At 69.5% G+C, this 13,446-nt stretch carries 12 protein-coding genes; 5 read left to right on the forward strand and 7 right to left on the reverse strand.

Translation table 11 applies throughout. From position 1 onward, the window contains the following. Window positions 1-10 precede the first annotated feature (10 nt). Window positions 11-670, forward strand: a complete 660-nt coding sequence (locus G369_RS0115950; RefSeq protein WP_020723092.1) for an aspartate/glutamate racemase family protein — start codon at window positions 11-13, stop codon at window positions 668-670. Here G369_RS0115950 and G369_RS0115955 read toward each other — a convergent pair. Next, window positions 662-1,543, reverse strand: a complete 882-nt coding sequence (locus G369_RS0115955) for a hypothetical protein (protein ID WP_019655014.1) — start codon at window positions 1,541-1,543, stop codon at window positions 662-664. The genes G369_RS0115950 and G369_RS0115955 overlap by 9 nt on opposite strands. Window positions 1,544-1,690: 147 nt before the next feature. Between G369_RS0115955 and G369_RS0115960 the strand changes: the two genes are divergently transcribed. After that, window positions 1,691-2,518 (forward strand): undecaprenyl-diphosphate phosphatase, encoded by an 828-nt coding sequence (locus tag G369_RS0115960; RefSeq protein ID WP_019655015.1) that lies wholly within the window; start codon window positions 1,691-1,693, stop codon window positions 2,516-2,518. A gap of 7 nt (window positions 2,519-2,525) precedes the next feature. Here the strand turns inward: G369_RS0115960 and G369_RS0115965 are convergent, their stop codons facing one another. Further along, window positions 2,526-3,347: an IclR family transcriptional regulator gene (locus tag G369_RS0115965; protein WP_019655016.1), complete on the reverse strand. Its 822-nt coding sequence runs from the start codon at window positions 3,345-3,347 to the stop codon at window positions 2,526-2,528. 114 nt (window positions 3,348-3,461) lie between these two features. On the opposite strand from G369_RS0115965, the gene G369_RS0115970 reads away from it, so the two are divergent. Together G369_RS0115970 and G369_RS0115975 are read left to right on the forward strand one after the other, a co-directional pair. Next, window positions 3,462-4,436: a Bug family tripartite tricarboxylate transporter substrate binding protein gene (locus tag G369_RS0115970; protein WP_019655017.1), complete on the forward strand. Its 975-nt coding sequence runs from the start codon at window positions 3,462-3,464 to the stop codon at window positions 4,434-4,436. Between the two features lie 10 nt (window positions 4,437-4,446). Next, the gene (locus G369_RS0115975) at window positions 4,447-6,798 is read left to right on the forward strand and encodes a cytochrome P450/oxidoreductase (protein WP_019655018.1); all 2,352 of its coding nucleotides are present in this window, start codon (window positions 4,447-4,449) and stop codon (window positions 6,796-6,798) included. Between the two features lie 4 nt (window positions 6,799-6,802). On the opposite strand, the gene G369_RS0115980 is transcribed toward G369_RS0115975, so the two are convergent. From G369_RS0115980 to G369_RS0115990, 3 genes are all read right to left on the reverse strand, one after another. Continuing rightward, entirely contained in the window at window positions 6,803-8,530 is a 1,728-nt protein-coding gene (locus G369_RS0115980) for a sensor histidine kinase (protein ID WP_244164322.1), read from the reverse strand. 86 nt (window positions 8,531-8,616) lie between these two features. Beyond that, window positions 8,617-9,324, reverse strand: coding sequence for a response regulator transcription factor (locus G369_RS0115985; RefSeq protein WP_019655020.1), 708 nt, complete (start codon window positions 9,322-9,324; stop codon window positions 8,617-8,619). Between the two features lie 44 nt (window positions 9,325-9,368). Next, window positions 9,369-10,043 carry a GNAT family N-acetyltransferase gene (locus G369_RS0115990; RefSeq protein WP_244164323.1) on the reverse strand — a complete coding sequence of 225 codons (675 nt, stop codon included), beginning with the start codon at window positions 10,041-10,043 and terminating at the stop codon, window positions 9,369-9,371. Window positions 10,044-10,187: 144 nt separating this feature from the next. On the opposite strand from G369_RS0115990, the gene G369_RS0115995 reads away from it, so the two are divergent. Beyond that, window positions 10,188-11,660 (forward strand): amidase, encoded by a 1,473-nt coding sequence (locus G369_RS0115995; protein ID WP_019655022.1) that lies wholly within the window; start codon window positions 10,188-10,190, stop codon window positions 11,658-11,660. A gap of 22 nt (window positions 11,661-11,682) precedes the next feature. Here the strand turns inward: G369_RS0115995 and G369_RS0116000 are convergent, their stop codons facing one another. Together G369_RS0116000 and G369_RS0116005 are read right to left on the reverse strand one after the other, a co-directional pair. Continuing rightward, a complete protein-coding gene (locus G369_RS0116000) occupies window positions 11,683-12,483 on the reverse strand; it encodes an alpha/beta fold hydrolase (RefSeq protein WP_019655023.1) in 801 nt (266 codons plus the stop codon). A 90-nt stretch (window positions 12,484-12,573) separates the two neighbouring features. Next, window positions 12,574-13,413 (reverse strand): proteasome-type protease, encoded by an 840-nt coding sequence (locus tag G369_RS0116005; protein WP_019655024.1) that lies wholly within the window; start codon window positions 13,411-13,413, stop codon window positions 12,574-12,576. Between the last annotated feature and the right edge of the window lie 33 nt (window positions 13,414-13,446).

The raw sequence follows: 13,446 nt of genomic DNA on the forward strand, positions 1-13,446 counted from the left end.
CATGACCCTCATGCCACGCCTTGCCCTGATCCACGCGCTCTCGCACTCCGTCGCGCCCATCAACGAAGCCTTCGCGCGCGATTGGCCCGAGGCCGTGCGCATGAACCTGCTCGACGACAGCCTCTCGGCCGACCTGGCGCGCAACGGCAGGGGGCTCGACGACGCCATTCACGACCGCTTTCAGCGCCTCGCGCAGTACGCGGTCGACACCGGCGCGCAGGGCATTCTCTTCACCTGCTCGGCCTTTGGGCCCTGCATCGAGGCGGTGGCGCGGCGGCATGCGGGCATCCCGGTGCTCAAGCCGAACGAGGCCATGATCGACGAGGCGCTGCAGGGGCTGCAGGGCCGGCTCGGCCTCATCGCCACCTTCGCGCCCACGCTGGCGTCGATGCCGCCGGAGTTTCCGCAGGGCACGGCGCTCGAAACCGCGCTGGCGGAGGGCGCGCTCGACGCACTGAACGCCGGCGACACGCAGCGCCACGATGCACTCATCGCCGAACAGGCCGTCGTACTGCGCGATCGCGGCTGCACGCGCATCGCGCTGGCGCAGTTCAGCATGGCGCGGGCGCGCGACGCCTGCGAGGCGGCCAGCGGGCTGTCGGTGCTCACCACGGTCGACAGTGCGGTGCGCGCGCTGCGCCGACGCACTGGTGGCGGCGCTTCAGCGTAGGCGAGAGAATTCGATCACCGAGAACAGCGCGGTCATCGCGATCTGCGCCGCGTCGCTGCGCCCGAGGGTGCGGGTGAGGCCGGTTTCGCGGTCGGTGGCCTCCAGCCCCTGCGCCAGGCGGCGGTAGATGTCCGCCGAGGGCATGCTCGCCGAGGTGCCCAGCGCGTCGCAATACGTGTCGGCGAGCACGGCCGCGAGCTGCTCGCTCTGCGCGTTCGACAGCTTCATCGGATCGCCGGTGAACACCGAGGCGATGCAGTGCATGAGGTAGGCCTGCGTCTCGAGCGAGAACGACTGTTGTCGCACGTAGCACTCCACGGCCGACCAGAAGAGCGGCTCGGAGGTGCGGCGCCAGCTTTCGAGAACCTTTCGCGCCTTGGCCACGAGATCGGCGTGGGTGTCGCCGGGCTCGGTGGGGCGCAGCGCCAGCCCCTGCAGGGTGAGCGCGGCCTCGGCGTCGGCCGCGCCGAGGATGAAGCTCCAGAACTTCCAGCGGGCGTACCACTTCTTGTCGTGCGCGGGGTCCAGCGGTTCGAGCAGCCAGAAGTCGATGCTCTGCACCGCGTCGCCGCGCTGCTCGGCCACGTTGCCGTCGCCCAGGTCGAGCGCCGACATGCCCGACTGCATGCGGTCGGCCTCGATGTGGCCCTGCGCCACGATGCCCGCGCTCGAGCCCGAGCGGTCGATGTCGAGCAGCCGCTGCATCAGCTGCTGCAACTCGTGGGCCGATGCGCCGGTGGCCTGCGAGACGCGGCGCATCGAGGCGTGCTGTTCGCGCTCCAGGTCCTGCGCGTTCTTGCGGCGGTCCTGGCCGTGATCGTCGAAAGTCGAGGCGTGTTCTTCGAGTCTGTCGCCGGGCGTGAACGTTCGCATTACCAATGACTCCTTCGGCATCGAATGCCTTCGCACACCCTCGACTGTGTGTCAACGCAATGCATCTGAACATCACCGGAACAGGGGAGGCTGAGCCCGAGCTGACCAGCCCCCTCGCGATAATGACCGCACTTGAAAGGAGTCCGCGTGGATATTGTTTTGCTGGCCAAGGCCGCCGTCATGGGCATCGTCGAAGGTCTCACCGAATTTCTCCCCATCTCTTCGACGGGCCACCTGATCCTTGCGGGCTCCCTGCTCGGCGGCTTCGGCGACAACCGGGGCAAGGTCTTCGAGATCGCCATCCAGACCGGCGCGATCTTCGCGGTGATCCTGGTGTACTGGCAGAAGATCCGCTCGACTGTCGTCGCGCTGCCCCGCCAGCCCAAGGCGCAGCGCCTGGCGCTGAACATCTTCATCGGCTTCCTGCCCGCGGTGGTGCTGGGCCTGCTGTTCGGCAAGGTCATCAAGGAGCACCTGTTCATCCCGACCGTGGTGGCCAGCACCTTCATCATCGGCGGCTTCATCATCCTGTGGGCCGAGAAGCGTCCGCCCGGATCGGTGCGCGTCGAGCACGTCGACGACATGACGCCGTGGGACGCGCTCAAGGTCGGCCTGGTGCAGTGCTTCGCGATGATCCCGGGCACCAGCCGCAGCGGCTCGACCATCATCGGCGGCATGCTGCTGGGCCTGTCGCGCCAGGCGGCGACCGATTTCTCGTTCTTCCTCGCCATTCCCACGCTGATCGGCGCGGGTGTCTACAGCATCTACAAGGAGCGCGCGGCGCTGTCGATGGCCGACGTGCCGCTGTTCGCCGTGGGCCTGGTGTTCTCGTTCATCAGCGCCTGGCTGTGCGTGCGCTGGCTGCTGAAGTACATCAGCAGCCACAGCTTCATTCCCTTCGCCTGGTACCGCATCGCCTTCGGCATCCTGGTGCTGGCCACGGCGTGGACCGGCACGGTGGTCTGGGCCGACTGACCCTGCTTCAGCTCGCGGCGCCCAGCAGGGCGCTCGCGGCCCTGGCTTCCTGCCGCACCGCAGCGGCAATGGGTCCGTCGATCGACGGATCGAAGCCGCCCGTGGCACCCAGCGCGGTGATCACGGCGCAGACCCTTCCCGCATAGTCGTACACCGGCGCCGCCACGGCGCTGATGCCGCGCAGGTAGGTGTCCTTCACGCTCGCGCAGCGCGCCTGGCGCACCTCTCGGCGCAACTCGCCGATCGGGTCTTTCGCGTCGAGCTGCGCGCGCATCTCCGGCGTGGCCTCGCCCAGCTCCTGTTCGGCCAGCGCGACCACGCGCGATTCGTCGAGCAGACCCAGGAAGGCGCGTCCGGTGGCCGACCAGAGCATCGACATCACCGAGCCGGCGCGCACGTTCACCGTGACCGGCAGGCCCGGCTCCTCGAAGCGCACGATGGTCGGGCCCTTGTTGCCCATCACGGCCACGAAGCAGGTCACCTCCAGAGATTCGCGCAGGCGGATCAGGCAGGGCTCGGCCGCGCGGATCGGGTCGGCCTGGCGCATGGCTGCAAGGCCGATCTGGATCGCCTCGGTGCCCAGGTAGTAGTGCTGCGAGGCGGCGTCCTGCAGCACCAGGCCCGCTTCCATCAGGCTCGCGAGGTAGCGGTGCACCTTCGCCGGGCTCTCGGCGACGTGCGCCGACAGCGCGGTCAGGCTGCTGCGCCCGCCCAGGTGCGCCAGCCCCTTGAGCACCGACATGCCGGTCTCGGCGGACTGCACCCGCTGGCGGCGTTCGCGGGCGGGGGCGGCGGGGGAGACAGGCTCGGATTCGTTGGGCTGGGTCATGACGGCTGGATGTTAGGTGCTCGCCCGGTGAGTCCGGGTAAACCCGCGATCCGTGAATTACGCTATGCGTATGATAATTACGCAATACACAAAATCCCTCACGGAGACTCCCTCATGAAGAAGCACATCGCCCGCTGTCTCGCGGTCCTTTCGCTCGCTGCCGTCGCCGCAGGTGCCGGCGCACAGCAGGCCTATCCCGCCAAGCCGATCCGCTGGATCGTTCCCTACGCGGCCGGCGGCGGCTCCGACTTCCTGGCCCGCACGGTGGCGCAGACGCTGTCGACACAGGTCGCTCAGCCCGTGCTGGTGGACAACAAGCCCGGCGGCAACACCGCGCTGGCGGCGGCCGAGACCGCACGCGCGCCGGCCGACGGCTACACGGTGCTGTCGGCCGACAACGGCACTCTGGTGTTCAACCCCGCGCTCTACAAGTCGCTGAGCTACAACCCCACGAAGGATCTGGCGCCCGTCACGCTGATGGGCAAGTTCCCGATGATCCTGGTGGTCGGCGCCAACTCGGGCTTCAACTCGGCCAAGGACTTCATCGCCCAGGCCCGCGCCAAGCCGGGCGGCATCAACTACGCCTCGGCCGGCGCGGGCAGTCCGCACCACCTGGCGATGGAGCTGCTGAAGGTGGAGGCCAAGCTCTTCATGGTCCACGTGCCGTACCGCGGCGCGGCGCCCGCGCTGTCCGACGTGGTCGGCGGGCAGCTGCCGGCGATGATGGTCGACCTGGCCGCGGGCTCCGGCTTCATCAAGGGCGGCAAGGTCAAGGCGCTGGCGGTGGCCAACCCCACGCGCCTGCCGCAGCTGCCCGACGTGCCCACCTTCGCCGAGCTCGGCTACAAGAACGTCGAGGCCGCCGCGCTGGTCGGCGTGGTGGTGCCTTCGGCCACGCCGGCCGACGTGGTGAACACGCTCAACCGCCAGCTGGTCGCGGCCATCAACGAGCCCTCGGTGCGCACGCGCATGGTCGACTTCGGCGTGGAGCCGGTCGGCAACACGCCCGCGCAGTACGCCGCGCTGCTCAAGAGCGAGACCGAGCGCTGGCACAAGCTGATCCGCGACCTGAAGATCACCCTCGACTGAGCGCGCCGCCATGTCCGCAGACACCGCCTTGCCTCCACGAACCTCCGGCTGCCCCGTCGCGCACGGCCCGCTGTCCTCCGAGCGCACGCCCACCGGCTGCCCGGTGAGCCGGCGCGCCGCCGACTTCGACCCCTTCGAGGACGGCTACCAGCAGGACCCGCCCGAATACGTGCGCTGGGCGCGCGAGCAGGAGCCCATCTTCTACAGCCCCAAGCTGGGCTACTGGGTGCTCACGCGCTACGAGGACATCAAGGCGGTGTTCCGCGACAACATCACCTTCAGCCCGTCGATCGCGCTCGAGAAGATCACGCCCACCGGCGAAGAGGCCAATGCTGTGCTCGCCTCCTACGGCTTCGCGCTCAACCGCACGCTGGTCAACGAGGACGAGCCCGCCCACATGCCGCGCCGCCGTGTGCTGATGGACCCCTTCACCCCCGAGGCGCTGAAGCACCACGAGCCCATGGTGCGTGAGCTGGCGCGCGAGTACGTCGACCGCTTCATCGACGACGGCCGCGCCGACCTCGTCGACCAGATGCTGTGGGAGATCCCGCTCACCGTGGCGCTGCACTTCCTCGGCGTGCCCGAAGAAGACATGGACACGCTGCGCAAGTACTCCATCGCGCACACCGTCAACACCTGGGGCCGCCCGAAGCCCGAGGAGCAGGTGGCGGTGGCGCATGCGGTGGGCAACTTCTGGCAATACGCCGGCAAGGTGCTCGACAAGATGCGGCAGGACCCGGACGCGCCCGGCTGGATGCAGTACGGCATCCGCAAGCAGATGCAGCATCCCGAGGTGGTGACCGACTCGTACCTGCACTCGATGATGATGGCCGGCATCGTCGCCGCCCACGAGACCACCGCCAACGCCACCGCCAACGCGGTGAAGCTGCTGCTGCAGCACCCGCAGGTGTGGCGCGAGCTGTGCGAAGACCCGGGGCTCATTCCCAACGCGGTGGAGGAGTGCCTGCGCCACAACGGCTCGGTGGCCGCGTGGCGCCGCATGGTCACGAAAGACACACAGGTCGGCGGCGTCGACCTGCCGGCGGGTTCGCGCCTGCTGATCGTCACCTCGTCGGCCAACCACGACGAGGGGCATTTCTCCGATGCCGACCTGTTCGACATCCGCCGCGACAACGCCAGCGACCATCTCACCTTCGGCTACGGCTCGCACCAGTGCATGGGCAAGAACCTGGCGCGCATGGAGATGCAGATCTTCCTGGAGGAGTTCACGCGCCGGCTGCCGCACATGCGGCTTGCGCAGCAGCGCTTCACCTACGTGCCGAACACCTCCTTCCGCGGGCCCGAGCACCTGTGGGTGGAATGGGACCCGGCGGCCAATCCCGAGCGCGCGAACCCCGGCCTGCGCGACGTGCGCGTGCCGGTGCGCATCGGCGAGCCCTCGGCGCATTCCATCGCGCGGCCGGTGGTGGTGCAGGGCGTGACGCAGGTGGCCGAGGGCATCGCCAAGCTGCGCCTCGTGTCGCCCGATGGCAAGCCGCTGCCGCGCTGGACGGCCGGCGCGCACATCGACGTCGAATGCGGCACGCCCGAACTCTCGCGCCAGTACTCGCTTTGCGGCGACCCCGACGACGCGGGCGCCTTCGAGATCGCCGTGCTCCACGAGCCCGAAGGCCGCGGCGGCTCCGCATGGGTGCATGCGAACGTGAAGGCCGGCGACCGGCTGCGCATCCGCGGACCGCGCAACCACTTCAGGCTCGACGAGTCGCTGCAGAAGGCGATCTTCATCGCCGGCGGCATCGGCATCACGCCGGTGAGCGCGATGGCGCGGCGCGCGAAGGCGCTGGGCATGGACTACGAGCTGCACTACAGCGGCAGAAGCCGCGCGAGCATGGCCTTCGTCGACGAACTGGCCGCGCTGCATGGCGAGCGCCTGCATGTGCACGCCGCCGACGAAGGCCGGCGCAACGACCTGCAGGCGCTGCTCGCGCAGCCGGTGCCCGGCGCGCAGGTCTACGCCTGCGGCCCGCTGCGCATGCTCGAAGCGCTGGAAGACTGCTGCGCCGCATGGCCCGAGGGCGCGCTGCGCGTGGAGCATTTCGAATCCACGCTGGCCACGCTCGATCCGTCGAAGGAGCATGCCTTCGAGGTGGAGCTGAAGGATTCGGGCCTCGTGCTCACCGTGCCGCCCGACCAGACCCTGCTGACCGCGCTGCGCGCCGCCAACGTCGACGTGCAGAGCGACTGCGAGGAGGGCCTGTGCGGCTCGTGCGAGGTGCGCGTGCTCGCCGGCAAGGTCGACCACCGCGACGTGGTGCTCACGCGCATGGAGCGCGACGCCAACACCAAGATGATGGCCTGCTGCTCGCGAGCCTGCGAGGGGCGGCTGGTGCTCGAGCTCTGAAGTCTCAGCCGGCGAGCGGCATCCGCAGCGCCACCCGGGTCTCGCCGGGGCGCGACTGCAGGTGCAGCTCGGCGCCGAGTCGGCGGGCCCGCGTGCGCAGGCTGCGCAGCCCCGCGCCGGCCGTCTGGTCCTCGACCGCGAAGCCGCGCCCGTCGTCGCGCACGCTGAGCTGGAGTTCGGCGCCCGCGCGCGCCACCTTCACGTCCACGCGCCGGCTCGCGCTGTGCTTGAGCGCGTTGGTCAGCGCCTCCTGCAGGAAACGCATCAGGTCCAGGCTCTGCGAGGGCGGCAGCTCCAGCGTGTCGATGCCCGACACCTCCCAGCGGCAGTCGATGCCGTTGGCGTCCAGCAGCTGCGCGCTGCGGTGGCGCATCGGCACCAGCAGCTCGCCGAGCGCGCGGGCGCCGTGGTCGTCGCCGGTGGCGTCGATGATCAGCCGCAGGTCGTCGCGCAGGCGCTTGAGCATGGCGAGCAGTTCCGGCGCGCCGAGGTTCTCGGGCTTGTGTTCCAGCGTCGCGATGCTGCCCACCAGCATGCCGCCCAGCCCGTCGTGCAGGTCGCTCACCAGGTTCACGCGCTCGCCGATGCGTGCGTGCGCCAGCTCCAGCGCGTGCTGCTGGGCCAGCGTCGCGGCGAGTTCGGCCTTGGCCGCGTTCACTTCCTCGATCAGCTCGGTGTTGAAGTTCTCGATGCGCTTGAGGCTCTTCACGAATTGCGCGGCCAGCGTCAGCGCCATGCCCAGCAGCAGCACGTAGGACGACATCGTCGTGTAGTAGGTGTTGCTGTCGATCACCTGCGTGAACACCAGCAGGTCGTGCGCGCCCGTCAGGGCCGAGATGGCCATGAACGGCGCGAGCGGGCGCATCGGGCTGTCGCGGTGGCGCAGCGCATGAACGATGGAGATGCCGTTCACCGCGATGACGGTGAGGCCGCCCAGCATCGTCCAGATGGCGCGATGCTCGATGAGGTCCGCCACGGGCGCCAGCCACAGGTCGAGCACGCCCGCCGCCGCCAGCAGCAGCGCCGCAAGCTCCAGCCGGGGCATGCGCCGCCCGCAGAAGCGCAGCGCGAAGACGACGTACGACACGCTGAAGACCAGCAGGGTGGAGGTGTTCAGCGCCTGCCACGCGTGGTTGCTCGCAAAGGGCCAGGGGCTGGTCGCGATCTGGTTGTAGCCGAAGACCAGCCACAGCACCGACATCAGCGCGAACCAGCCATAGGCCGTCTCGCGCCGGCGCAGCAGCCACAGCGCGGCGAAGAAGGCCGAGGCCGCTGCGCTCACCGCGAGGCCCAGCACCTGCAGGTCGCGGCGCACCAGGCGCTCGCCGTCGAACTCCGCCTGCATCGCGGCCGGCGTGCCCAGGCTCACCGGCCCCAGCCCCGCCTGGTAGGCGAAGAGGCCGGAGACGCGCACCAGCAGCGTGTTGGTGCCGGGCTTCAGCTGGGGCGGCGCCAGCAGCCAGTAGCGCGGCGTGTTCCAGGCGCGCGTGAGCGGCTCCACCAGGCTCTCGTCGCGCGAGATCGTCGTGCCGTTGAGCGAAACCTCGCCGGCCATGTTCAGGTAGTGCAGCAGCAGGCCGGCTTCACGCGCCTGTTCGGGCTGCTCCCATGTCAGGCGATACCAGACCACGCCGTCGAAGCCGGGCCAGCGGGTGGCCCAGCTGTCGGGCAGGGCGACGGGCGTCCAGCCCTCGGCGGGCGGGGCGGTGTCGTTCCAGCCGGTGCCGCGCACGGCCTCCGCGCGCAGCGTGGGAGGGGCGCTGCCTTCTGCGGCGAGGGCCGGGCAGGCCGCCAGGAGAAGCAGGACGACTGCGCAGGTCAGCGCAGCAAGCCATGCCTGCGCGCCTCGAAGACTGCTTCGGTGCGCGAACTGACGGCGAGCTTGCGGTAGATGTTCTTGGTGTGGCATTCCACGGTCAGTTTCGAGATCGAGAGCGATTCGGCCATGTCGCGGTTGCTCAGGCCCTGCGAGACGAGCTCCAGTATCTTGCGCTCCCGCGGCGTGAGCGCTGCCGGTGCTTCCGCGGAGGACTGCGCCTGCGCGGGCGCATCGGCGGGCGCCTGGTGCGACGACAGCCAGGCGAGGATGTGGCGCGCGATGCTCGGATCGATCGGCGCGCCGCCCTGTTCGATGCTGCGCAGCGCGATGCCCAGTTCGACGTCGTCGCGCTCCTTCAGCAGGTAGCCGATGGCGCCGGCGCGCAGCGCCGCGAAGATGATCTCCTCGGTGCGCCAGGCCGAGATCACCACCGCAGGGATGGCCGGCCGGTTGGCCTGCAGCCAGCCGATGAGCTCGACCCCGCTGCCGTCGGGCAGGCCGATGTCCACCAGCACCACGCCGTAGCCGTGCCCCTCGAGCAGCTGCCGGGCGCCGGCGACGCTGTCGGTCACCGAGATGCGGTTCCTGTCGCAGCCGAGGGTGGACAGCACGTGGCGCAGGCGCTCCTGCATGGCCGGGTCGTCCTCGACGATCAGCGTGGGGCTCAGCGATACGGGTTCGGCGTCTTCGACGGGGAGGGAGGGCATGCGGCGGATTCTTCCGCCGACCTGACGCGGCGAGTGGAACGTATCTATTTATTTTCCCCGTTTGCCGCCGACTGCTGCCGCGCCGGCCGGCACATGATCAGATAGCCCGAATTCGTGACCGGCTCCAGGTGCTCCGCCTCGCCGCGGAAGCCCAGGCGCTCGTAGAAGGCCACGCTGCGCGGCGTGAAGGTTTCCAGGAAGCAGGGCACGCCCGCTGCGTCGGCCTCGGCCAGCGTGGGCGCCAGCAGCCGGGCGCCCAGCCCGCGCCCCTGCGCGGCGGGCGAGATGCCGAGGATCGACAGGTACCACGCATGCGCCGGCACCACGGCCGGCGAACGCGCGGCCATGAAATCGACGATGCGGCGGTAGTTGTCGTGGCCCCTCGGGCCCAGCGTGGCGGCGAGGTATTCGCTCTTCGCGGCCGACTCGGCAGCGTCGACGGCCTCGCTGCGCGGCAGCAGCCAGGCCGCGGCGCCGAGCCGGACGTCCTCGGCGGCAAGGCAGCGGCCGGTGCGCGCGGCTTCGCCCAGCGAGTAGGCGAAGTAGTCGGCGAGCACCGCCTTGCGCCGCGGCATGTCGTGCGCGTGGTCGACGGAGATCGCGAGGTAGAACGGATCGACGATCAGTGCGTCGGCCAGCGCGGGCGCTGACGGGAAGTCGGGCTGCATGCGGAATCGGCGGGGTTCGAGGACGGTGCGGGCGATTCTAGGCAGCCGCATCGCACCCGGCTCTCGTCACGGGCCCGGCCGCCTGCTTGTCCTTCGCTCCCGCTCAGCCAAGCCCGACCCCGCAGGCGCCGCGACTGCGCGCTCGGCAAAATCGGACGCACTTTCCTCGACGAACAAAGAAACGGAGCAATGCGAATGACGCTGGCAATGAGCTGGAGCGAATGGGCCGAGCACGACGGAATCGCCCTGGCCGAACGGGTGCGCAAGGGCGACGTGACCGCGGCCGAGCTGGCCGCGCAGGCGGCCGAGGGCATAGCGAAACTCGATCCGAAGCTCGACGCGGTGGTCGAGGTCTTCGACGACGTGGTGGCCGATCCGCTGAAGGACGGCATGAGCCCCGAAGGCGTCTTCGCCGGGCTGCCCTACCTGATGAAGGACCTCGGCCCCACGCTGAAGGGCCGGCTGCAGGAGTTCGGCTCGATGATGATGCAGGGCCACCGCCCGGCGGCCGACAGCTTCCTCACGCAGCAGCTGCGCAAGGCGGGCCTCAACATCATGGGCCGCAGCACCACGCCGGAGTTCGGCGTGTGCAGCTCGGCCGAGAACGCCTTCCACGTCACGCGCAACCCCTGGGACCTCGAATACACCACCTGCGGCTCGTCGGCCGGCACCGCGGCGATCGTGGCTGCGGGCGTGCTGCCCATGTCGCACGCCACCGACGGCGGCGGCTCGATCCGCATTCCGGCGGGCGTGAACGGCAACATCGGGCTGAAGGTGTCGCGCGGCGTGTTCTCGCTGGCGCCGGGGCTGTCGGACCTTTCGGGGCTGGTGTCTATCCAGGGCTGCCACAGCCGCACGGTGCGCGACACAGCCGCCTTCGTCGACCACTGCCGCGGCGGCGCGCCCGGCGAGTTCATGCCCTTCTGGTCGCCGGCCGAGCCGTACAGCGAGCTCATCAGGCGCGACCCGGGCCGCCTGCGCATCGCGCTGTCGCACGAGTGGGGCGATTTCCGCGCCACGCCGCATTTCGTGGCCGAGCTGGAGCGCGCGGGCAGATTCCTCGAAGGGCTGGGCCATCACGTCGAATGGGCGCTGCCGGAGGTGGACTTCCGCACCGCCTTCGACGCCCAGACCACCTGCTACATCAGCAACTTCGCGCAGGTGATCGACGGCCACCTGCACCGGCTGGGCCTGGAGCGACCGCCAGCCGAACTGCTGGAGCCGATCAACATCAAGATCTGGGAAGCCGGGCTGCACACCTCGTACACCGAGCGCGCGAAGATGCAGGCGGTGTTCAACACCACCTCGCGCGCCTTCGGCGACTTCTTCCAGCGCTGGGACATCATCCTCACGCCCATCACCGCGCTGCCCACGCCCAAGGTGGGCACCAGCGAGTACCTCACGACCAGCACGAACCCCTCGGTCCACGACTGGTTCGCCAACCTCTGGCAGAACTTCGCCTACACGCCGCTGGCCAACCTGTGCGGCATGCCGGGCATCTCGCTGCCGATGGCGGCGCAGGAAAACGGCCTGCCGCTGGGCATCCAGGCGCAGGCGGCCCAGGCCAACGACGGCCTCCTGCTGCAGCTGGCCGCGCAGATCGAGCGGGCGCTGGGCGGCAAGTGGAACGCCGGGCGCCGGCCCGGGGTGCACGTCACGCAGGCGTGACGGGGAGCCGCCGGCTGGCGGCTCAGAGCAGATTGCGCAGCGCGGCCTCGATGGCCGCTGCGGTGGCCAGCGGCTTTTCCATCGGGAAGAGGTGCGTGCCGTCCAGCATGGCGATGCGGCCGCGGGTGACCTTCTGCGTCATCGCCATGCCCACGCGCTTCATCTCGGCCGACTGGCGCCCGCCGATGAAGGCCGCCTTGCATTTGAGCGGGTGCGCGCGAAGCAGGGCGCCCAGGTTGTGGGGCAGGGTGTTGTAGATGGCGGTCTCGACGTCGCGGTCGAAGCTCAGGGCGCGGGCGTCGTCTGCGTCGAAGGTGCCGTGGTCGATGTAGTCGTGCAGCACCTGCTCGTCCCACTTCGCGAAGGCCTTCTTGCTGCGGAAATGCTCGAACACGGCCTCGCGGTGCTCCCAGCTGTTCCTGCGCTTGCGGCTGACGGCGCCGGGCGACACGCTCTTCATGAGCGGCGTGCGCTTGACCACGTTGAGCGTGTTCGCGCGCCAGCCGCCGAGGATGGGCGAGTCGATCAGCACCACGCCGCGCGCCAGCTCGGGGTGCAGCGCGGCGCACATTAGGCTCAGGAAGCCGCCGAGCGAATGGCCGATCAGGAACACCGGAGCGCCGGCACGCTCGGCGCGCGGCTTGGCGAAGTCGGCCAGCTGCTGCACCAGGTGCGGCCAGTTGTCGGTGACGGGGTACTTCGGGTCATGCCCGAACTTCTCGATGGCGTCGACCTCGAAGCCGCGGTTGCGCAGGCTGTCGAGAACGACGCGGTAGGTGCTCGCGGGAAAGCTGTTGCCGTGCGAGAAGACGACGGGGGGCATCACGGCCGCCGCCGGGCCGCCCCAAGGCGGCCGAGCCTCCCCCTCGGGGGGTGGAGAAGCACACGAAGTGGCACGCCGGGGGGCATCATTTCAGATCAGCTTTTCGTCGGGGGTCGAGATCTTGCGCAGCGGGCTGTGGCGCGTGGCCGGCATCTTCAGCGGATGCTCGGTCTGGCTGTCGTCCCACACCGGGTCCTCGATGCTGTCGAACACCTCGCGCAGCTTCTGGCCCCAGCTGTTGTGCACCATGCGGTAGTAGGGGTTGTCGGCGTCGATGCAGATCACGCGGTCGGTCTCGAGCTTGTTGGCCTCGTACACCACCAGGTCGAGCGGCAGGCCGACCGACAGGTTCGACTTCATGGTCGAGTCCATCGACACCAGCGCGCACTTGGCGGCCTCGTCCAGCGGGGTCTCGGGGGTGAGCACGCGGTCGAGCACGGGCTTGCCGTACTTCGATTCGCCGACCTGGAAGTAGGGCGTCTCGGTGGTGGCCTCGATGAAGTTGCCGGCCGCGTAGACCAGGAAGAGGCGCATGCCCTCGCCCTTGACCTGCCCGCCGAAGATGAAGGACACGTTGAAGTCGAGCCCCGCATGCTTGAGCGCCTCGGCGTCGCGGTCGTAGACGTGGCGCACCGCCGAGCCCAGCACGCGCGCGGCGTCGAACATGCTCTTGGCGTTCCAGATGGTGATGGGGGCGCCCTGGCTGCCGTCCTCGCGGGTTTCGCGCAGCTCCTCGATCTGGAGGATCTCGCGCACCGACTGCGAGATGCTCAGGTTGCCCGACGACAGCAGCACCATGACGCGGTCGCCCGGCTGCTCGTAGACGATCATCTTGCGGAAAGTGCTGATGTGGTCGACGCCCGCGTTGGTGCGCGAGTCGGACAGGAACACCAGGCCGGCGTTGAGTTTGATGCCTACGCAGTAAGTCATGGGTGCAGGTTCATCTCGCATGAACTGTGCCGG

Origin of the sequence: Variovorax atrisoli 110B (assembly GCF_000382045.1) — a bacterium.
GTDB lineage: Bacteria > Pseudomonadota > Gammaproteobacteria > Burkholderiales > Burkholderiaceae_C > Variovorax > Variovorax atrisoli.